This window comes from Bacteroidota bacterium (assembly GCA_016714535.1).
GTDB lineage: Bacteria > Bacteroidota > Bacteroidia > AKYH767-A > OLB10 > JADKFV01.
Genome location: JADKDR010000002.1, coordinates 372,104 through 395,270, shown reverse-complemented (window position 1 = coordinate 395,270; position 23,167 = coordinate 372,104). Strand labels below are relative to the sequence as shown.

Annotated in this window: 17 protein-coding genes and 2 pseudogenes; 17 read left to right on the top strand and 2 right to left on the bottom strand. The window is 35.5% G+C overall.

Translation table 11 applies throughout. The features are described from left to right. Nucleotide 1: 1 nt before the first annotated feature. The 3 genes from IPO27_04715 to IPO27_04705 all read left to right on the top strand — a co-directional run bounded on the left by IPO27_04715 (nt 2) and on the right by IPO27_04705 (nt 5,703). A complete protein-coding gene (locus tag IPO27_04715) occupies nt 2-1,159 on the top strand; it encodes a glycosyltransferase family 2 protein (protein ID MBK8845900.1) in 1,158 nt (385 codons plus the stop codon). A gap of 119 nt (nt 1,160-1,278) precedes the next feature. Continuing rightward, nucleotides 1,279-1,821 (top strand): heme NO-binding domain-containing protein, encoded by a 543-nt coding sequence (locus IPO27_04710; protein ID MBK8845899.1) that lies wholly within the window; start codon nt 1,279-1,281, stop codon nt 1,819-1,821. Next, a complete protein-coding gene (locus tag IPO27_04705) occupies nt 1,822-5,703 on the top strand; it encodes a PAS domain S-box protein (GenBank protein ID MBK8845898.1) in 3,882 nt (1,293 codons plus the stop codon). Between the two features lie 36 nt (nt 5,704-5,739). Here IPO27_04705 and IPO27_04700 read toward each other — a convergent pair whose 3' ends face one another. Continuing rightward, nucleotides 5,740-7,791: an LruC domain-containing protein gene (locus IPO27_04700; protein ID MBK8845897.1), complete on the bottom strand. Its 2,052-nt coding sequence runs from the start codon at nt 7,789-7,791 to the stop codon at nt 5,740-5,742. Between the two features lie 547 nt (nt 7,792-8,338). Between IPO27_04700 and IPO27_04695 the strand changes: the two genes are divergently transcribed. Further along, nucleotides 8,339-8,542: a hypothetical protein gene (locus IPO27_04695; protein ID MBK8845896.1), complete on the top strand. Its 204-nt coding sequence runs from the start codon at nt 8,339-8,341 to the stop codon at nt 8,540-8,542. 204 nt (nt 8,543-8,746) lie between these two features. Here IPO27_04695 and IPO27_04690 read toward each other — a convergent pair whose 3' ends face one another. Beyond that, complete coding sequence (locus IPO27_04690) at nt 8,747-8,971, bottom strand: hypothetical protein (protein MBK8845895.1); 225 nt, start codon at nt 8,969-8,971, stop codon at nt 8,747-8,749. A gap of 749 nt (nt 8,972-9,720) precedes the next feature. On the opposite strand from IPO27_04690, the pseudogene IPO27_04685 reads away from it, so the two are divergent. From IPO27_04685 to IPO27_04625, 13 genes and pseudogenes are all read left to right on the top strand, one after another. Beyond that, nucleotides 9,721-10,048: pseudogene (locus IPO27_04685) on the top strand (DUF1287 domain-containing protein). Between the two features lie 18 nt (nt 10,049-10,066). Further along, a pseudogene (locus IPO27_04680) lies at nt 10,067-12,094 on the top strand (CotH kinase family protein). 1,122 nt (nt 12,095-13,216) lie between these two features. Beyond that, entirely contained in the window at nt 13,217-13,456 is a 240-nt protein-coding gene (locus IPO27_04675; GenBank protein MBK8845894.1) for a hypothetical protein, read from the top strand. A gap of 31 nt (nt 13,457-13,487) precedes the next feature. After that, nucleotides 13,488-13,895: a hypothetical protein gene (locus IPO27_04670; protein MBK8845893.1), complete on the top strand. Its 408-nt coding sequence runs from the start codon at nt 13,488-13,490 to the stop codon at nt 13,893-13,895. Between the two features lie 30 nt (nt 13,896-13,925). Next, nucleotides 13,926-16,328, top strand: coding sequence for a phosphoenolpyruvate synthase (gene ppsA, locus IPO27_04665; protein ID MBK8845892.1), 2,403 nt, complete (start codon nt 13,926-13,928; stop codon nt 16,326-16,328). Between the two features lie 18 nt (nt 16,329-16,346). Then, the gene (focA, locus tag IPO27_04660; GenBank protein ID MBK8845891.1) at nt 16,347-17,198 is read left to right on the top strand and encodes a formate transporter FocA; all 852 of its coding nucleotides are present in this window, start codon (nt 16,347-16,349) and stop codon (nt 17,196-17,198) included. Between the two features lie 240 nt (nt 17,199-17,438). Further along, complete coding sequence (locus tag IPO27_04655; protein MBK8845890.1) at nt 17,439-17,846, top strand: hypothetical protein; 408 nt, start codon at nt 17,439-17,441, stop codon at nt 17,844-17,846. A 9-nt stretch (nt 17,847-17,855) separates the two neighbouring features. Next, the gene (locus tag IPO27_04650) at nt 17,856-19,355 is read left to right on the top strand and encodes a thymidine phosphorylase family protein (GenBank protein ID MBK8845889.1); all 1,500 of its coding nucleotides are present in this window, start codon (nt 17,856-17,858) and stop codon (nt 19,353-19,355) included. Then, a complete protein-coding gene (locus tag IPO27_04645; protein MBK8845888.1) occupies nt 19,352-20,245 on the top strand; it encodes a ribose-phosphate pyrophosphokinase in 894 nt (297 codons plus the stop codon). Before IPO27_04650 ends, IPO27_04645 begins: the two co-directional genes overlap by 4 nt. A gap of 149 nt (nt 20,246-20,394) precedes the next feature. Then, complete coding sequence (locus IPO27_04640; protein MBK8845887.1) at nt 20,395-21,483, top strand: site-2 protease family protein; 1,089 nt, start codon at nt 20,395-20,397, stop codon at nt 21,481-21,483. Continuing rightward, nucleotides 21,461-21,736 (top strand): hypothetical protein, encoded by a 276-nt coding sequence (locus IPO27_04635; GenBank protein ID MBK8845886.1) that lies wholly within the window; start codon nt 21,461-21,463, stop codon nt 21,734-21,736. The genes IPO27_04640 and IPO27_04635 overlap by 23 nt, the downstream gene beginning before the upstream one ends. A gap of 113 nt (nt 21,737-21,849) precedes the next feature. Then, entirely contained in the window at nt 21,850-22,692 is an 843-nt protein-coding gene (locus tag IPO27_04630) for a hypothetical protein (GenBank protein MBK8845885.1), read from the top strand. After that, complete coding sequence (locus tag IPO27_04625; protein MBK8845884.1) at nt 22,682-23,167, top strand: hypothetical protein; 486 nt, start codon at nt 22,682-22,684, stop codon at nt 23,165-23,167. Before IPO27_04630 ends, IPO27_04625 begins: the two co-directional genes overlap by 11 nt.

The window sequence follows — 23,167 nt, the reverse complement described above, 5'->3', positions numbered from 1 at the left end:
AATGGAAATTATATTCTGGGTATCAATCTTATTTATTGCATTTGTTTATGCCGGTTACGGATTAGTAGTCTGGCTGGCAAATAAAATTCTTGGTTCAAAAGCAATCTGTCAATATCCTGTTGACGAATTGCCTGAAATAGCAGTGCTCATTGCAGCTTATAATGAAGAAGATATTATTAAAGAAAAAATCAGCAACACACTGTCGCTAAATTATCCTCAGGAGAAATTGAAAATTTATGTAATCAGTGATGGCAGCAATGATGACACCAATGATATTGTAAAATCATTTAGCCAGGTAGAGTTATTGTTTGTGCAAAGGCGCAAAGGTAAAACGGCTGCCATCAATCGCGCCATGCCTTTTATCAATGAACCGGTAACTGTTTTTACCGATGCTAATGTGATGTTGAATACTGATGCCTTGTTAGAAATAGTGAAACATTATTCCGATGAAAAAATTGGTGGCGTTTCGGGCGAAAAAAGAGTTGCTGTAACAGGGGCATCAGCTGCAGCTGCGGAAGGTTTGTACTGGAAGTATGAATCGTTTTTGAAAAATGAGGATGCAAAATTAAATTCATTGGTAGGAGCTGCTGGCGAATTGTTTTCCATTCGCACTATATTATTTGAAGACTTGCCCGAAGATACCTTGCTGGATGATTTTATGATTTCGATGAACATCATCCGTAAAGGATTTAAAATTGCCTACGAACCTAATGCTTATGCAAGCGAAAATCCATCCCTCAATATTAAGGAAGAATATAAACGTAAAGTGCGCATCAGTGCAGGCGGTTTGCAATCAGTTTTACGTCTTAAAGATTTTATCAATCCTGCTAATTATGGTCTGCTAAGTTTTCAATATTTCTTTCATCGTTTTTCAAGATGGATGATTACACCGGTTTTAATTCCAATGGCGTTTATTGCTAATGTTTTCATTGCAGGTCAATCAGATTTTTATGCAGCCATACTTGTTGCGCAAATATTGTTTCACGCAGCCGCTTTAATGGGTTATTATTTTGAAAGCAAAAACCTCAGAATTAAATTGCTTTTCATTCCTTACTATTTCAATTTTATGCATTATTGCATAGTTGCAGGTTGGATAAAATACTTATCGGGCAATCAGCAGGCAGCATGGCAAAAGTCTTCGCGCCTTGCTACGGTTTAATTGGTTTATCAGCTAAAGCCTTTTCTTTTGTAGTATAAAAGTGTTTCGTTAGCTTTAAATTAAAGCTTATGTTTGCTACAGGATTTTAAATTTCAATTTAAACTTTAAAATTAAATACCATGTACGGAATTGTAAATAAAGCCATCGAAGATTTGGTAATAGAAAACTTTGGTGAGGAAAAATGGGATGCCATAAAAGAACGCAGCGGAGTGGATGTTGATTTTTTTATCAGCAACGAACCCTATGATGATGATATCACTTACAAACTTGCAGGAGCCGTTTCTGAAGAAATGAATATCACTGTAAGCGCAGTGCTCGAATCCTTTGGTGAGTGGTGGGTGTTGCGTACCGGCAAAGAAAAATATGGAGGTTTGATGGAAGCGGGTGGTAACGGACTGCGCGAATTTTTAGTAAACCTGCCGGTGTTTCATAATCGCGTAATGTTGATTTATCCAAAGCTTACACCTCCCGAATTTAAAGTAAGCAATGCGGAAGAGAGAAGCATACATGTACATTATTTTTCTAAGCGTCTTGGCTTGCAGGATTTTGTTCGCGGACTATTATCAGGACTTGGCAAGATGTACAATACTCCGGCAACAGTTGAGTTGATTCAAAGCAGGGATGATGGCTTCGACCACGAAATTTTTAAAGTAAGCTGGTAAATGAAAAAACCGGAATTACAATTTAACGTCAACAGACTATTCCCGTTTTACATATTAGTTGATAAGCAGCTGCAAATTATTTCAATTGGAAAATCACTTGAAAAAATATGTGCTGCAAAGCCGCAACATTTATTTTCTAATCAGTTCTTAATTAAAAGACCTGAAACACATATCAATAGTTTTGAGGATTTTAATGTGCTGATCAATCAGCTTGTAGTAGTAGAAACAAAATCCGACCAACCCATTTCATTGCGTGGGCAATTTGAATTTATAGAAAATCCCGAAAGCTTTTTATTTGTAGGCACTCCATGGCTTGGCTCAATGGACCAGGTGCGTAATCTTAAATTAACGCTACACGATTTTGCTATACATGATCCTATGATTGATTTACTGCATGTTTTAAAAACGCAGGAAATCACCAACGATGAGATAAAACAACTTTTAAGAAAGGTAAATGATCAGAAGAATAAATTAAAAACAGCCAATGAAGAGATTCAAAACATTGCACTTTTCCCAACACAAAACCCTGACCCACTTATTCGTATAAATTTTAATGGCGATGTTTTAAGAATGAACCCCGCTGCCGAAAAGCTAATGGTGTTTGAATATGAAAACAATACCTACAACAGTAAAGAACTTTTCAAAGAGATTTCCCTGTTAATTGATTCCTCACAGGAGCGTTGGTTTTTTGAAGCAAAATCAAATGGTAATGATTATTCATTTGCCTGTATAAACATGAAAGAATACGGTTACGTAAACATGTATGGCCGTAATATTACTCAACAAAAAAAGGATCAGCAGGAACTCGAACGGCTCTCGCTTATTATTCACCAAACAGTAAATGCTGTTATTGTTACTGATAGCAATGGAAAAGTTGAGTGGGTTAATGATGCTTTTACACGTATTACGGGTTACACGCTTGATGAAATGAAAGGCATAACACCGGGCAGCAAATTGCAGGGACCTAAAACTGACCCTGAAGTTGCAAATTATATGCGCACTCAAATTAAAAATGCACAACCATTTATTTGCGAAATATATAATTATAAAAAATCGGGCGAAGGTTACTGGTTAAGGATTAACGGCCAGCCTATATTTGATAAGTACGGAAAAGTGGTGCAATTTTTTGCAATTGAAGAAGATATTACAAAAGAAAAAACAGCGCAAATGCAATTGAATGCATATGCCAATCGGATGTCAACACTTATCACAAATTTACATGCGGGTATTTTGCTTGAAAATGATCAAAGAAAGATCGCGCTGGTTAATCAACAATTTTGTACGCTTTTTAATATTCCTGCTGAGCCTGAGCAATTGTTAGATTCAGACTGTTCAAAATCTGCAGAGCAATCAAAACATCTTTTTAAAGACCCAATAACTTTTGTAAACAAGATAAACAAAATTTTGAAGGATAAAAAACTTGTAACAGGAGACGAACTGGAACTGCTTGACGGAAAATTTTATGAACGCGATTTTGTTCCTCTTTGGAATGACGAAAAGTACGATGGTCATCTATGGATTTACAGAGATATTACAGAAAGTAAAAAAGCCGAATCGCAACTTAAAATACAGGAAGAAAAATATCGCTCTATAGTTGAAAAAGCTACTGACATTATTTATAAGGTAAATGCCGAAGGCTATTTCACTTTTGTAAACGATGTTGCCGAACATATTACCGGATATTCTAAAGAGGAATTGCTAAAAATGCGCTATTCACAGCTTATTCGAAACGATTTTAAAAAGCAAGCATTTGAAATATATAGAAATCAAATCGAAAATAAAACACCATCTACATATTTTGAGTTTCCATTAGTTACCAAATATGGTAAAGAAATATGGATGGGTCAAAGTGTTCAATATCCAAAAACCAAAGATGCTTCTTCTCAACTTACTGCTCTTGCTATTGACATTGACAAACGAAAGCATGCCGAATTAAATCTAAAACTGCAGGAGGAAAAATATCGCAACATTATTGCTAATATGAACCTTGGTTTACTTGAAGTGGATATCGAAGATAATATACAACATGCTAACCAAAGTTTTTGTAAAATGTCGGGCTATACACTTGAAGAATTGATTGGCAAAAAAGCAGCTGAACTATTTATGGGTGTAGAAGAAAAAAATCTCATAAAGGAAAAAAACGAGTCGAGAAAGACAGGTGTTTCCGATGTGTACTCTATTCCGGTTAAAAATAAAATGGGAGAAAGAAGATGGTGGGTAGTAAGTGGTGCACCACGCTATAATGATAATGGTAAATTAGTAGGATCGGTAGGAATACATCTTGACATTACCGAGCAAAAACATCTTGAAGAAGAATTAAAAATTGCAAAGTCGAAAGCCGAAGAATCATCAAAAGCCAAAGAATCTTTTTTAGCTACGATGAGTCATGAAATAAGAACACCGTTGAATGCAATCATTGGCATTACCGATTTGATGCAACTGGATATGAAGACTCGCAACAACGAAAATATTGATATTCTGAGTTTTTCGTCAAAGACACTGCTCGCTTTAATTACCGACATACTTGACCTTTCGAAAATTGATGCCGGAAAAATTGACCTGGCCGCAAATCCGGTTGATTTAAAAATAATGCTTAACGGCATTTATCAAATGTTCCGTTCATCGTGCGAAGAAAAAAAGGTAGAATTGATTTTAGCAATTGATAAATCAGTTCCTGAAATTATTATTGGTGATGAATTAAGACTTTCGCAAATTTTAAATAATCTGGTGAGCAATGCTGTGAAGTTTACTTCAAAAGGTTACGTAAAAATTAGCGTTAGCGCAGATAAACTTGATGCTGAAAAATGCCGTTTGAATTTCAAAGTTATTGATACAGGCATCGGAATTAAAAAAGATAAACTGAAAACTATTTTTGAAGACTTTGAACAGGCCGATACTAAAATTGTAAGGCAGTTTGGTGGCACCGGTTTAGGACTCAGCATCACTAAAAAATTAATTGAATTGAAAGGAGGAAAAATCAAGGTAGAAAGCAAACTCAATATGGGTAGTACTTTTTCGTTTAGCCTTGATTTTAAAACTGCAATATTGAAACAGAAAGGAAATGAAACGGATGATGCGAGCAGACAGCATGCTAAATTGAAAATGGAAGACAAAACCATTTTAATTGTAGAAGACAATATCGTAAATCAAAAAGTTGCGGTTTCTTATTTAAACCATTGGGGATTAAAATATGACATAGCCAACAACGGGAAAGAAGCGCTAGAGCTTTTATCAAAAAAACATTTTGACCTTGCGCTTATTGATTTGTTTATGCCGGTAATGGATGGTTTTGAAACCATAAAACACATCAGAAAAAATAAGGTATTAAAGGGCTTTCCTATAATTGCACTAACAGCATCTGCCGAACTCAACCTGATGGATAAAGCAATTGAGCTGGGCGCAGATAAGTGCATTACTAAGCCGTTTAATTCACAACAATTGCACGATACCATTGTAAGTTTAATTAGATTTGAGGAACTAGGAAAATTGGAAAATATAAAGTTGGCTACAAGAAAAAAAGCACCTGCAGATTTCAAGTTGATTGATTTAAAAAATCTAAATGATGCCTCGCTGGGTTCGCAAAAATTTGTTGGCGAGATGCTTACTATTTTACGTTTAGAAATTCCATCATCAATAACATCTGCCGATGCTTTATTAAAAGAAGGTGAGTGGTTATCTTTTTCAAAGGAGATTCATAAAATGAAAAATAGTTTATTGATGTTGGGCATGGAATCGCTTCGTGATGACTTGCGTTTTATGGAAGAACATGCCAAACGAAATGAAAAAACAGACGAAATAAAAGTTGTTTTCAAAAAGCTAAAAGCGGTCTGGAAAAAAGCGTTACCCGAAATAATTAAAGCAAAAAAAAGAGTTTCTAATTAAACACTCTTTTTTTTTACTTAAAATTTAATAAGCTTTTTATTTTGAATAAATATTTGAGGCATCTCTATAACCCGATAAGTTTTTATGCCAGTCATTTAGAATGGCACCTCCACTTTGCGCCCAATTTGCAAATTTTAAATGTCCGTTGTTAATGGCTTTCTTCTCCTGTGGATAATCAAATTCATCAGGAATAAGTAAAGCATACGGCAAATTGTTTTTTGTTTTGTAAAAATTATTCATCCCTATATTGGTGTTATCCTGTGAGGTTCCGAATAACGAACTATTGGCAAGCTGCGTGGGCTTGAAGCCCGCCAGATGAACTTCTTTGCCTCTGTTACCATCTATTATTATAAATGGATTAAATGGTGCTGTGCCCAATTCAGCCTGCGATTTGGCGGATGCAAATGAAACATTTACTGTAACGGTATCAGGCAATTGATAAGGTTTTAACGGATCGGTATTCATGGCATTACCTTGTGCACGATTCATTACTTTATAATCATTATCGAATGCTATTACAGTGGCAAGTGTTTGTCCTGCCTCGGTTTTATTTCCTTGCAATGAAATATATCCGTCATACATTTTATATCCTGTAACATTGCTCACTGCCGATGGCGGCACATTCATTTGAAAACCAAAACCGTGTTTGTAATGCGCGCCAATTGCACGTATTGCAAAACGACATTTCATTTCTTTCACTTTATTTTGAGCATTGGTCCATTGTTCAAACTGGTACCCCACCACCAAATCATTAAAATCGTAATCGCCTTTGCCTGGCCACAAATCCTCAAAAGCAATAGTTCCAAAGGTTTCGGGAGCTGGTAAGAAGTTTTTATATGCAAGCGTTGCATCGGTAGGAAACTCATCATATAAATCAGAAACTCCGTCAACATCGGTATCAATTCCATTATCTGCTAATGGTACATTTTGATTTGAAATGGCAGATATAGGATAGGATTTGGCATAAAAAACTATGTCGTTAAAGTCATTATCGCAACTTGCATTGTTGCGGGCAATGTCTTCAAATGTTAAATAGAATACTTGATTTATGTTATCATAAAGCAACACGTTTTGTTGTTTTAATGATGGATTAGCCTGGATGTTTAAATTTTTGTCAGAGAACAAACGATAACTTCCATCGCCCACAGCAGTGCCATTCCAGCCATTAGAAACGCATATAAAACCTATACTGGTTCCCGGAGGAAAAATGCCTAGGCTCACTCGGTCGCCACTGCGTAAACCTCCACCGCTATTGTAGTACGAGACATTTGCAAAAACAACATAAGCGGTGTCAATTTGAGCAATAGATGTTGGAGGATTATTGGTCTGATACTTATAATAACAAAGTGAGTTTTTATAACCCGCTCCTTCGTGTACAAATGTTATCCATACCTCGGCTTGTTGTGTAATATCTAAGTCGGTATTTAAATTTGGCTGTAAGTATGCAGGATGATTTATTGGCACTGGTTTTTTTTCGGGTACCGATGTGTTTATAAAATTAAGCATCTGTGCTGTTACAACTTCTTTTGTTGCCATCACATTAGGCACTCCCTGACTGTTGTAGGTCGACAGGTATTTATATTTTAAAATAGTTGATGTCTTTTGTGCCGATGTGTTTGTATTTATTAAATTTCGACCGGTGAACGACTCATAGTTTGATGCTTGCGAATGCCTGGCACCAGTAAGGTTGAGCGTAACAATGTTGCCGCTGATAGGCACAACTATATCGTTAGGAATACCAATATAATTTGCACTTATCACAAGTTCATCAATTTCGCCAGGCACGTTAAACATTCCCGCGGCAAGGCCATTTTGATCCGACATTAAAGTATACAGTTCCTGTAATGTGTCATTTACCAGTTGGTTAATAGTTACAGGAACACCTACTATAGGTCCGCCATCGGGCGCATTCAATTGGATTTGAAAATCTACATCACCGGTAGTGCGATAATTAAACGAAGCAGGAAACATGTTGAGATCAAGGGTATCGGAGTGAATGATAAGGTTTTCGCTCGAATCTTCTTTGCGGCAGGCACTTAAACATGAAAGAATCGATAGTGCTAATGCTAAATAAACTTTATTGCTCATTTTAATTTGTTTTTTGAACGGGCAAATATTCACTTAAAGGAGGTGCAATGGGATGTTTTTCGATAAAACTATGTTTTTTACCGTTGAATAGATTGATTGAATCGATGAAAAAAAGTATTTGTCGCTTTATTCTGGTTTCTAATCATAATGATGGAAAGCAAAGCATCAAATTTAATGTAAAGATAGTAGATTCCATATAAATGCCATGGCTAAGTCATGTGCCTATGCATAGAAATTTCAATAATTATTTTTACCGGTTTAAATCTTGATACGAAGCCTAAGCAAAAAAATTACTTCATGGCTTATGTATGCAGCTGACACACGCACATAAAAATATTTAAGCAAAAGTATTGCTGATGGTAAATTTCAAAAAACCAATTTAATAAAAAGTATTAAAAGCGACATGAAAGCTGATGCCTGGCAAAGATTTTTTTTTGCCAATATAATTTACGAATAAAACTGAAATATAAAATTTTATACCACCTATGCAGTTAGAGCAAATATTGAACCTGCCATAAAGTATTGGTTCAAAAGGCATCTCAAAACTATGTCTGACAAAAATTCGCCTGACATGGTTTGGCTTTTAGCTGAATTGGAAATTGTACGGAATCAAAATACGAAATTAATTATTTTAGAACCGGCAGATAATAAATCACAAAAAAAGAATCCTGACTCATACTGGGATGCAATAAGCAAAAAGGAATTAATGACTTGGATTAAAAATCAATCGGAAAAACAACCTACGTACTAAAGTCATTTGGCAAAATGTAGTAATACTTTTTAAATTCTGATGCCTTGTTTCGAGTGAAGTTCAATGGTTAATTATACATCTGCGCTTCGTTTTACGTCCATTGACTAAACCTCAAACAGTTAGGGCATAAAACAAACAGCTTATGAAATATTTTGTCGACCATATTGGTTACACAACAAGGACTATATACGCTTTGTGGTGTTTTTAACACCTCGAAATTTTTGATTGGGTATCGAAACAAGAATAAATCATATATTCATTTTTATACATTAAGGCATCCATAAAGCATACAAGATTTACTGCTCCAATATTATAATCTAAACTTGATATCTCTATTAGATTAATGCTGCCCGCAAGTTTGTGATGTATTATTACTTTCTTTTCGTTAAGGCAGGGTGATTGTGCGGTTGCGATTTTTATTTTTACCACATGTTATTAACGTGCAGTTTTAGGCTTTTTGTTTTTTTTGCAGGCTGACGTTAGGCGGTCAATAGAACAAGATATTTACGTAATACAAAAAGGCATAATGTCAATAAAACAGTCTTCTATAATGATCTGGGTACTCGTTCTTGTAAGCTGTTCGAGCCCAACAAAAAACGACACCATGACAACGGACAATAATAATGCAAAGGACTCTTGTTGTGCTAACCATTCTATAAACGCAGACAGCAAAATTGTAATGCAATCTGAAATAACGTGTCCTAAATGTGGCCACAAAAAAATGGAGATTATGCCAACAGACGTTTGTACGATAAAATATAATTGCGAAAAGTGCAGTGAAGAAATGAGACCAAAAGATGGTGACTGTTGCGTTTTTTGTACACACGGGACATATCAATGCCCTTCCATGCAGTAAATGTATGTTGACACAGATAACTAAACGTAACGCGCTGTGTGCCGCCTTTCTGAAACCTGACAACACTTAATGGCCATTGTGCGGAATCGGTCATCGTTCGCGCGCAAACATAAGGCAACCTTGTGAAATTTAATTTGCGGCTAACTAAAAACCAAAGTATCTTTGAATAAACATTTTTGGTTAAAGACAATTGAGTGTTCCAAGCGCAAACTACTGTTAGCTGCAAACCGTCAAGTTGCGAAAAAAAATCTTCTTGAAAATTTTGCCTGCTGTATCGGTTTAGTGTCGGTGACTATATTTACAAAAGCAAGTTCATGATGACATGTTATCTAACTTTTCAAAATATTCAAAAAAAATGGGGACTATCTAAGCCAGATAAAAACATTGACCATAGACGAGTTCTCAACTTAATGACATTTTTTTCGAGACACAGTATAACAAATCCTAATACGACCAACCCCAAAGATTATTTGCCGGATGATATTGTATGCTGGAATCTTGGTGGTTCAGTTACCCATATTGGAATCGTTGTGAAAAAGAAATCTTCAGATGAACAAAGACATCTTGTTGTTTACAACATTGGCAAAGGACAAGTTTTGGAAGACTGTTTTATTAATTATAAAATAATCGGTTATTGCCGATATGAAAAGAAAAAAAACAATAGAATAATGAATAGGCTACTATTAACACTTACGATAATTTTCATATTATGCATACAAAGTGTAAACACAAAAGCACAATGTTGCAATTACAAATTGGTGATGCATGACAGCTATGGTGATGGCTGGAATGGTGCAACATTAGAAGTGTTTATCAATAATCTTAGCTACGGAACATTTAGTGCAAGCAATTTTGGAAGCATGGTTGCCATATCTATTTGCAATGGCGATAGTTTGGATTTAATATACACTGCCGGTATGTATGAGAATGAGAATTCATATGAATTGCAAGATTCATCCTGGAATATTGTTTTTCAGGATGGGCCTACTCCTGATACAGGCCATGTATTTTCATCAATAGGAAATTGCAATACACCACTATTGCCGGGAAGTCACCCATGCACAGCTATTCCAATTGATACCGGTCAATGTATTTTTACAAACAATATCGGTTTTCCGGGTGCGGGGCTTAGTCCAAATTGTGGAAATTATATGGGTGGTGATATTTGGTTTATGATGCAAGTTCCCGCTTCAGGAAATTTAAGTTTCGAAACGGACAGTGGTAATATTAATGATACGGGCATTGCTGCCTGGACGGATAGCGCTTGCGCGAGTCCGCAAATTATAGGTTGTGATGATGATGGCGGCAACGGCTATTATTCATTTTTGCTTTTATATAATCTAACTCCCGGGCAAACCATCTATATACAAGTATGGAAGTGGGGCGGTGGAACAGGTTCGTTTAAACTTTGTGTAAAAGATATTGAAACGGTAGTACTTGATAGCTCAGAAGTTCCTGTTGTGATGATTAACACATTAGGGCAAAACATAGTGGAGAACACAAAAGTGAATTGCCTGATGGATATTAAATACAATGGCGCAGGTAATCTGACTTATGTAAGCGATAGTCCAAATGTATACTCCGGAAATATTGGAATCTCAATTCGCGGACTCACCTCTGCCTCTTATCCTCAGCGTCCATATAGCATTGAAACTCGCGATTCGCTTGGTGCAAATAATGATGTTTCAATGTTGGGAATGCCTGCTGAAAACGATTGGGTATTGCTATCTAATTTTAATGACCGAACACTTTTTAAAAACGTAATGTCGCTTAAGCTTTTTGGCGACATGGGAAATTACAGCCCGCGTGCTCAGCTGTGTGAAGTGCTTTTGGACAGCGCCTATCAGGGAATTTATGTGATAGGAGAAAAAATTAAACGGGATAGTAACCGAGTTGATATTGCAAAATTAACAGTTAACGATACCATTGGCGATGATGTTACAGGTGGTTATATACTTCAGCAAAATTATTGGAATGCCAACAATAGTTTTCTTTCTAATTATTCTCCCATTGACCATCCAGGTTTTGATGTTCACTTTGTATACGAATATCCTGATGAGTTTGCTATTATCCAGATTCAGAAAAACTACATAGCCTCTTTTATTGACAGCCTGGAAACAGCACTATATAGTTCCAATTTTACAGACCCAATAAACGGATACAGAAAATACATGGACATGAAATCTTTTATTGATTATTTCATAGTAAATGAGGTTGCCCGAAGTGCCGATGGGTTTAAGAAGAGTGTGTTTTTTCACAAGGACAAATATTCAAAAGGAGGCAAACTTAAAGCAGGACCAGTTTGGGATTTTGATTGGGCATGGAAAAACATGGAAGGGGTTTGTACCTACTTTGAAGGATACTCTGGCGCAGGCTGGGCGCATAAGATTAATGATTGCTTTACTGATAACTACTCTACCGGATGGTATGTGCGTTTGTTGCAAGATAGTACCTTCAGCAACGAATTGCGGTGCACTTACGAAAATTATAGACAAACTATTCTTGATACAGCCAACCTTTTTGCATACATTGATAGTATGAAAACAAAGGTTGAAAATGCACAGACAAGGCATTTTCAAAAATGGCCCATACTAGGTAAGAGTGGACCCGCACCCGATTTTGGACCGCTTGCCACTACCTACTTTGGAGAAATAGATTCTCTTAAAAAATGGATTAACATCAGACTGCAATGGCTTGATATAAATATCCTGGGACTTTGTACTGGTGCAAGTGTAACAGAAGCAGGTTTATCTACCATACTTAATTGCTACCCTAATCCTGCAAATGATTATATTATTGTTGACTATTCATTACCACATGCAATGAATGTATCGCTAAGACTTTATAATTATTTAGGAACCGAAGTCGTTGCATACAGCAAAGGTATTCAAGGTGCTGGACAAAACTCGCTTAAACTTGAAACCGAAACACTTTCATCGGGTATTTACAATTTGAAATTTGAAAGGGGGAAAGATATTATATCAAGAAAAATAATTATACTAAAATAATTGCCTTTGCTAATGCACTAACAATATAGCTACATGGTAAAGAGACGCTAACAACCATAGTGGAGTTATTGTATAGTTAGTGTTCAGCTATACAAGCAATTTTGCGCTGCAGCCCTTGGTGCATATAAGTGCATTTGTATCAGAGAGCGGCATACAATTTTAAAGGTTAAAATTATACGAGCATAATTTGTAATTTTCTCATTCAATTCATGATGTCTGCACATACAGCAATTTACATCTCGCGCGCTATTCTAATCAGCTATGACACTAATAATTGGTGCGAAAAACAATTGATAATAGTGGCTTGCAAGAATACTCTGCTTGCGGATATTTTTTTTCTAAAAAGCAATCTTGGCAAAAGTTAGATCTATTAATTTATCAAGCATTAATAAAGTATGGCTATGTATGCATGGAAGGGGTTTAAAAGTATGCCGTAAGCGGTCATTCTCATTTTTCGAAACGAAAATAATTTCTCTTGCTAACTTTTATAAGTTTATGATGATTTGAAATTTTAGGATTTTTAAAACGTTGGCAGGAATAATAAAAAAGCTGGTACCGCATCTGCAAAAACCAACATACAGGGTATGAAAAAATCAAGCTATTGCAAAATGACAAGCAAAGGTTTTACCATAATAGTGACAAGCATCACCTGCTATTATGACTAATATCAATATTCTGAGATTTTCCTTATCTAACTTTACCTACTCATAGAATACAATTTTAAAAACGAAAAGGAAACTATGAAAAGTAATGCAGAGGCAGATAGTATTCAACTGATTAATGAATTGAAAGAATAGCACAAAAACGGATTTGAACTTCTCATATTTGATTTCTGATGAAAATTACTTAAAAATTAAATTAAAGGTTGTAATAAATGATGATGTTATCAGTGGAATTGCCGAATATATTGCAGATGTTGAGGCAGATATGTTAGCCATGCTTACCTGTGAACTTACATTTTTTGAAAAATTATTTAAAAAAAGCCTAACCCGACAAATGGATTTTCATTCAGGTATTCCAATGATTACTTTTAAAAAAATATGGGCATAATTGAAATTATTATTATATTAATCAGAAAAAAATGGAAAAGCAAACAGGAATTTGGATAGATAGTTCAAAAGCAATAATTGTAAAACTATTAGACGGTAAAGAAAGTACGATTGAGATTCAATCTGAAATTGAAAATCGTGTCCATCACCTTGGTGAAGGAGACAAAGGAACCTTTACCGGAATTAGACACAGTAATAATGAAAAAAAGTTTGATGAAAGGAAACAACATCAGATTAATAGTTTCCTAAAAAATGTAATTGAACAAATTAAGAGTGATAATGAGTTATACATTTTTGGTCCGGCAGAAATTAAATTAAAATTAAAAACATTAATTGAAGAAGATAAGCATTTATTATCTAAGTTAAAATCTGTTGAAACGGCAGATAGTATGACTAATAATCAAGTTGTAGCAAGAGTAAAAGATTTTTTTAAAGATTAATATTTTTCGTATCACTAATTCAAATGATAAATGAAGCCCATAAAGCAGATATTGTTTTTTAACCAAATAAGCATTACTGATATTGCCAAAGTTGGAGGCAAGAACGCTTCGCTTGGCGAAATGTACAATCAACTTAACCCGAAAGGCATTGGCATTCCCAATGGATTTGCCTTAACTGCTGATGCGTATCGCTTATTTCGCAAGTACAATAACATCGAACAGCAACTAAATGATTTGTTGTTCTCATTAGAAACGGAAAATTTTTCAAACCTTATTGCAATTGGAGAAACATCAAGAGCATTAATTTTATCAGCAGCATTTCCAAACGAAATTATAGAGGCTGTTAATGAAGCTTACCAAACCCTTTCTGATAATTGTGGCATCAAAAACTTAGATGTAGCTGTTCGCAGTAGCGCTACGGCCGAAGATTTGCCAACTGCAAGTTTTGCGGGAAGGATGGAATCGTTTCTCAACATTAGCGGAGAAAAGCAGTTGTTGCAAGCCATTCATCTTTGCTATGCTTCTTTATTTACCGACCGCGCCATTAAATACCGTCACGACATGGGCTTTACAGGAATAGATGTTGCCATTTCAGTTGGTGTGCAACAAATGGTGCGAAGCGATAAAGCATCTTCCGGTGTTGCATTTACAATAGACCCGGATAGTGGATTTGAAAACGGTATTATTATTAATAGTTGCTGGGGCCTGGGAGAAAATATTGTTCAAGGTAGAGTAACACCCGATGAGTGGTTGGTCTTTAAACCAACACTTTTTGATGAAAAATTAAATCCGATTTTAAAAAGCCATTGCGGAAGAAAAGAATATACCATGTTGTATGTTCAAAATGCAGAAAATGCATCTGCCGAAAAAACGATTGCAAATATTGATTCCCCTTCAAAAAAACAAAACGAATTTTCACTTACAAAAAAAGAAGTCATTCAATTGGCTCAATGGTGTTTCAAAATTGAGCAACACTATGCAAAAGCAATGGATATTGAATGGGCCAAAGATGGCTTGAATAATCAACTATACATTGTACAAGCAAGACCGGAAACAGTTCACAGAAAAGAGAAAAAACAAGTAAGGGAAATATTTACCCTCAAAGAAAAAGGAAAACTCCTTACAACAGGAATTGCGTTAGGCGATAAAATTGCTGCCGGTAAAGCACGAATTATTCTGAATCCGCAAGATGGTGACCAGTTGCAAAAAGGAGAAATATTAGTTACAGATATTACCAATCCTGACTGGGATCCTGTATTGAAAAAGGCTGCAGCCATTATTACGAATAAAGGTGGCAGAACAAGCCATGCGGCAATTGTCGCCAGAGAACTTGGAACGGTGGCGATAGTGGGTTGCGGTAACGCTACAGGAATAATTAAAAACGGACAGGAGATTACTGTTTCGTGTGCCGAAGGAAAAGATGGAAATATTTATGATGGTATTTTAAAATGGGATATTAAAGAGCAAGATTTCAGTCAGCTGCCAATGCCTGAAACTAAACCCATGTTTATTCTTGCCGACCCCGATCGCGCTTTTGAATTAAGTAATTATCCAAACCAGGGCGTTGGACTGTTACGTTTAGAGTTCGCCATCAGCAACAGTATTCGTATACACCCTTTGGCTTTACTTGAACGTGAAAAAATTACAGACGAAAAAACAAAAGTAGAAATAGACGAACTGACAAAAGATTATTCCACCGGTAAAGAATATTTCGTTCATAAACTTGTTGAGGCTGTATCCACTGTTGCAGCAGCATTTTACCCTAAAGATGTAATTGTGCGAATGAGTGACTTTAAAAGCAATGAATACGCAAACCTGATTGGTGGAAAATATTTTGAACCGCATGAAGAAAACCCAATGATTGGTTTGCGTGGTGCCTCTCGCTACTATAGCGATTTTTATCGCAAAGGATTTGCATTGGAATGTGAAGCAATGAAAAAAGTGCGTAATGAAATGGGCATGACCAATGTAAAACTAATGATACCGTTTTGTCGCACGATAGAAGAAGGAGAAAAAGTAATTGCTGAAATGGCTAAAAACGGACTAACTCAAAAAGAAAATGGGTTGGAAGTTTATGTGATGATTGAAATTCCAAGTAATGTGTTGTTAGCAGATGAGTTTGCAAAATTATTTGATGGGTTTTCGATTGGCTCAAATGATTTAACGCAACTTACACTTGGGCTAGACAGAGATTCAGCTTTGGTTAGTTATTTATTCAACGAAGAAAATCCCGCAGTGAAGGGTTTGATAAAAGAAACCATTCAAGCTGCAAAACGCAACAACATTAAAGTGGGCTTGTGCGGACAAGCACCAAGTGATATTCCCGCATTTGCAAAATTTTTAGTGCAAGAAGGGATAGATAGTATTTCATTTAATCCGGATGCCTTGATAAAGGGGATTGAAAATATTGTTTTGAGTGAGAAAAATACATAAGCTAAAAAGTAACGAATGATGGATCAAGTTAAAATAGATTCTCTGCTCCCTTCTGAAATGGCATCACAGGCCGAATCAATTGGAGTTGTAAAAGCAAAAATGCCTCTTGCTAAGACACTTGTTCTGGCAGTTCTTGCAGGTGCGTTTATTGCCTTTGGTTCCGTTTTTTTTACAACAGTTACTGCTGCTTCAACTATGTCATATGGTGTAACAAGATTATTAGGCGGACTATGTTTTAGTCTGGGTCTTATTCTTGTTATTATTGGCGGTGCCGAATTATTTACAGGAAATAATTTAATAATCATGGCATGGGCAAATAAGAAAGTAAGCACCATGCAATTACTCAGAAACTGGTGTTTGGTTTATCTTGGAAACTTTGTTGGCGCATTTTTTATTGTCGTGTTAATGCTGTTTGCAAAACAGTATCAGGCAGCATCGGGCATGGTTGGAATTAATATGCTCAATATAGCAAAGACCAAATGCGAATTGGATTTTATGCAGGCTGTTGCCTTAGGAGTACTTTGTAATATCTTAGTATGTCTTGCAGTATGGCTATGTTTCAGCTCAAAATCAATTGCCGGAAAAATCATTGCTATCCTTTTTCCCATATCAGCATTTGTTGCCTGCGGCTTCGAGCACTCTATTGCAAACATGTATTTTGTTCCTAATGCTATATTTACACTTAATCAACATGACGATAAACAATTAGCATTAATAGCACAGTCGGGAACAGATTATAGTTCTATCACATGGACTAATTTTTTCATGAACAACTTATTGCCGGTAACTATTGGAAATATTTTTGGTGGAGCGGTTTTAGTGGGTCTTGTTTATTGGTTTGTATATCTCAGAAATAACAAGTCGCAATAATGAAAGCAAGTTTATGTAACCTACTTCGATGCAAAATATTAGACGGTTAAACTTGAAGAATTATCAAAAGGCATTTGATTCACTAAGCTCGCAGCGCTTAAAGAATTAAAGGCAGATAGCTACCTGGTATCAGTGTATATTGCATGGTTAAGAGAAAATGGCGGGGTATAATCTTTTTACAATGGGGTTTTACTTGTTAATGGTTATTTTTGTTTTATTAATAATTGTAATTGGTATAAAATGAACTCAACACCCGAAATACAAATTTTGTTTTATCAAAATCTTGGTAAATTATTTTATGCCATTGCAGCTGCCGATAAAGCAATACGTATAGAAGAAGTTGAGAAGTTAAAACAAATTGTTAATATGGAATGGCTTAATTTAGGTGGAGTAAAAGATAAATTAGAGATTGATGCCATGCGTGAAATAAAAATCATTTTTAATCAACTTGCAGCGCAAACACAAAATCCGAATGATAGTATGGCAGATTTTAAATTATTTAAAAAAGCACACGAAAGTTTATTTACCGAAGATGTGAAACAATTAATTTGGAAAACAGCTAGTGCAATTACCACATCATTTTCAGGAAGAAACAAGTCTGAATTAATAATGCTTACCGAGCTGGGAATTATATTAAAATCAAAATAAAAGAACTCAATGCATAATTACAAAGAATTAAAAATTAAGAATCTTGGAATAGACACCTATAGGGAGAATATCATTTTTATGCGTTCCGATTGCAATATATCTCTATCCGAAGGTTTTGCTGCGCTAACCCGATTGGTTGTACGATGCGCTGATAAAAATATTGTTGCCACACTCAATGTCATTCATTCCGATTTAATTCAACCTGGCGAAGCGGGGCTTTCTATGGAGGCCATAAAAAGATTGGAAGCTAAAGAAGGAGATTTAATTAGCATTTCTCACCTGCAACCAATTTCTTCTGTTAGGCAAGTGAGAGCAAAAATGTATGGAGGTGAATTAAATGAAAATGAGCTTGAAGAAATAATTATTGATATTTCTAAAGGGCATTATTCCAATATAGAGCTTTCAGCGTTTATAACCAGCACATCAGGAAATCGCCTTTCATTAAATGAAATAAAAGGCCTTACCCGAGCAATGATCCGCTCCGGGAATAAATTAAAATGGAACGGACAACTGGTTTACGACAAACATTGTGTTGGCGGCTTACCGGGAAACCGAACAACTCCTATCGTAATAAGTATTGTGGCAGCAGCAGGTTTAACAATTCCTAAAACATCTTCTCGTGCAATTACCTCACCGGCAGGAACAGCGGATACCATGGAGGTTATGACCAATGTAGAATTAAGTATGCTACAAATGAAAAATGTAGTAAACGAACAAAACGCCTGTTTCGTTTGGGGTGGCTCGGTTAATTTAAGTCCGGCTGACGACATTCTTATTTCTGTTGGAAAAGCCTTAGATGTTGACAGTGAAGGGCAAATGATTGCTTCGGTGCTTTCTAAAAAAGCTGCCGCAGGCTCTACCCATGTGGTGCTTGATATACCTGTTGGAAAGACTGCCAAGGTAAGAACTAATGGAGATGCATTACAATTAAAAAAACATTTTGAGCAAGTAGCTGAAGCAATTGGTCTGCATGTAAAAGTTTTGATTACAAACGGCTCACAACCTATTGGCAAAGGAATAGGTCCGGCACTTGAAGCAATGGATGTGTTACGTGTTTTGAGAAATGCATCTAATGCCCCTGAAGATTTAAAACAAAGAGCCTTATTTCTTGCCGGAGAATTATTGGAATTATCGGGTAAAACAGAAACAGGAAAAGGCATGCAGGAAGCGAATAGAATATTAGAAAATGGAAGTGCTTACAAAAAATTTATTGCCATTTGCAATGCTCAAGGTCGTTTTACTGAACCTGAATATGCTGCATTCAAACTAGATGCGTTAGCCGAACGTAGTGGCCTTGTTACTGAAATTAATTGCAGAACTTTAGCAAAAGTAGCTAAACTGGCGGGAGCTCCAAAATCTCCAAAAGCGGGTGTTTTATTTCAATCTCCTCTGGGTAAGCAAATTAATATTGGCGATGTATTGTTTACAATTTATGCCGAAGCTCAAGGTGAGTTAAACTATGCTTTTGAATATTACAAATCAGAAAAAAACACAATACAAATCATATGAAAGAAAACGAAGTTATATTATTTGCATTGCCGGGGAATGAAGCGATGGTTGACACAATGGCAAGAAATTATAATGTGGTTAAGGGTGAAGTTACCATTCGTAGTTTTCCGGATGGAGAAACATATGTCTGCATTCATTCCGATGTAAAAGGGAAGAAGGTTGTAATAGTTTGTACGTTAGACCATCCTGACTCAAAAGTTTTGCCTTTGTACTTTTTATCTAAAACCGCGATGGATCTTGGAGCTAGATGCATTTGTTTGATTGCCCCTTACCTGGCATATATGCGGCAGGATAAACAATTTAATGAAGGGGAAGGGATTACTTCAAAATTTTTCGCAGCACTCGTTTCAAATTTTGCGCAAACAATCACCACCATTGACCCCCATTTGCACAGGTATAGTTCTTTGTCAGAAATATATACTGTACCTGCTACCGTATATCATGCAGCTAACCATATCTCAAAATGGATAAAGAACAATATTCAAAATCCGATATTAATTGGTCCTGATAGTGAAAGCGAACAATGGGTTTCTGAAGTTGCCAAAAATGCTGATGCCCCTTTTATAGTTTTAGAAAAAATCAGACATGGTGATAGAAATGTAGAAATTGCCATTCCGAATTTGGACAAATATAATAATCTTACTCCTGTTTTAGTAGATGATATCATTTCAACTGCCCAAACTATGATAGAAACTGTGGGCCATCTGAAAAAGGCAGGAATGAAAGCGCCTTTTTGCATAGGCGTACATGCTATATTTGCAGCTAATGCCTATAACGATTTATTAAATGCCGGAGCAGAAAAGGTAGTAACTTGTAACACAATTTTGCACGAGAGTAATGCAATTGATATTAGCGATTTGTTTGAACCCGAAATATTAGAGATTGGATAATTAATTGAATTTATGCAACATTTAGAAATATGGAAATTTTTAGCGGGGCTTGGTTTTTTCTTATAGGGTATGAGCCAATTAGAAAGCGTATTGAAAATGTTTCAGGTAGATCGTTAAAATTATTTCAGAAACAATAAAGAATAAAATATATGAAAGGATCATTTAAACTTGGAAATATTGCAGGCATTGGTGTTTCTATTCACTGGACATTTTCATTACTCATAGCCTACATCATTTTTAGTAACTATCGGGCAGGGCATAATACAGAACAAATTGTATGGTCAGTAATTTTCATACTAAGTATTTTTTTTACCGTATTTTTGCACGAGCTCGGTCATGCACTTGCTGCAAAAAAGTATAATATAAAAACCAAAGACATTACGATTTTACCCATTGGAGGCTTAGCTCGTTTAGAAAGAATTCCCGAAAAACCAAAAGAAGAACTAGTAGTTGCCATAGCAGGCCCACTTGTAAATATTGCATTATCAGTAATTACAGGGCTATTTATTACCATTCCTGATTTAAAAGAGTTAACGGTTCAATTAACCGGTGGTGTAAACCAAAGCAATTTCTTTTTAAACTTTTTTATTGTCAATATATGGCTTGCTATTTTTAATTTAATTCCTGCATTTCCTATGGATGGTGGTCGAGTTTTAAGAGCAATACTCTCTATGAAATTTGAAAGACATATTGCCACCAACATAGCTGCACGTATTGGCCAATTACTTGCACTTGCTTTTATTTTTATTGGCTTCAATGGCAATCCATTTTTAATTTTCATCGGTCTATTTATTATTCTGGGTGCTCAAGCTGAACTTGAAATGACTAAAACAGGATTTATGCTGAAAGGAATACTGGTGAAGGATGTTGTGATGAAACATTATGAAACAATAACTGCAAGTGACATAGTTGAAACTGCAGTAAAGCAACTATTAAACGGGCAATGCAAAAATTTTCTTGTCATTTCAGATGGCTATCCTGTAGGATCGCTTAGCCGTGATGAAATTATTGAAGCACTTTCAAACAATAAAAGCAATGCTACTATTGATACGGTGATGAATAGAGATATCTTAAAATTAAATATGAAAGAACCAATCGAAATAGCCTATCAAAAAATGCTTGCTAATAAAAACGGAATAGCTGCAGTATACGATAACGAGCAATTTGTTGGAGTATTAGATGTAGAAAATATTTTAGAATTTGTAATGGTAAAAAATGCAATCGGAGCCAATAAATAATATAAATCAAACTACTACTTGGCAATCTATTGCCAATTTAAAACTTGTTCATAGTGGTGAAGATTATTTTTTGTGTTTACGAAATATTATTACAAAAGCTAAACATGAAATCCATATACAAGTCTACATTTTTGAAAATGATTCCATCGGATTAGATATTGCTGATGAATTAATAAATGCAGCTAATCGGCAAGTAAAAGTGTATATTTTAGTTGATGGGTATGGTTCTGCAAAATTGCCCGATAGCTTTTAGAAAATTTAAGAGAACATGGAATCCAAATTCGATTTTTCTCACCTTTTTTTTCGAGAAATAATTTTTACCTCGGCAGACGCTTACATCACAAAGTAGTTGTTGTCGATGGTCAAGTGGCGCTTATTGGCGGTATCAATATCTCCAATAAATATCGTGGCTCATCCACCGAACAACCCTGGCTTGATTACGCAGTGCAACTGGAGAGTGCCTCAACTGTTGAATCTGTTCAGCAATTATGCAGGAATATTTATTTAAAGAAACAGCGTAATCATGTAAAAACAATACCATCTCATTCTTACAATGACCATGAAACATGGGTTAAAATTCTTCGTAATGATTGGGTAAAACAAAGAAATGAAATTTGCAATGCCTATATAAATGCAATAAGAAAAGCAGATAGTGAAATAATTATTGTCGGGAGCTATTTTTTGCCTGGCATAAGGTTATCAAGCGCATTAAAAAGTGCAGCAAGAAGAGGTGTAAAAGTTAAAATAATTCTGTCGGGAGTTTCTGATTTGCCACTTGTAATGCGAGCTACACAATATCTTTATTCAATACTGCTAAAGCAGGATATTGAATTATTTGAATGGAAGAAGTCTGTTTTGCATGGAAAATTAATGGTTGTTGATGCTAAATGGGCAACCATTGGCTCTTTTAATTTGAATTATTTAAGCTCTTATGGAAGCATTGAAATGAATGTAGAAATTGATTCCTCGGAATTTTCGAAAAATGTTTGCAGCTATTTAACTTCGACTATTGAACAATGCGATAAAATCACAAACCAAACACATAAGATAAGGAACGACATAGTTACCAGATTTAAAAACTGGATTGCATATCGTTTAGTCCGTATGGCATTAATAATTGTTACTTACATTCCATACAACCGATTTTGGGAATGGCACCAATTTTCAGTTGCAGAAAAAAATAAAAAAACAAACGCAAATGAATATTGAAAATTTATACTTAAATATATCGGGCTTTGCTGCTTGTGCTGCGGTAATTATTTTTAGCGGTACAAAACTTTCTTATTACAGAGAACAGATTGCTGAGCTAACCGGAATGGGAAAAGCACGGGTGGACCTTATTCTTATGGCATCGGTTACTTCATTGCCCGAGTTAGTAGTCTCGTTAGCAGCTCTAAGAATGGGGGCGTTGGATGTGGCAGCAGAAAATTTACTTGGAAGCAATGTGTTTAATATTTTCATTTTAGGTATCGATGATGTTTTTTACAAAGAAGGTTCTTTGTACAGAAACATTTCACCCACTCATTTATTATCAGTTTTTATTATTATAATAATGACAGCTGTAGTTTGTTTAGGACTTCTTTTTAAACCGAAGAAGAAACAAGTACGGCTTTTAAGCCTTAATACTTTTGTAATTGTCATTCTATACATGGCACTTATGACTTATTTATTTATTAAAAGATAA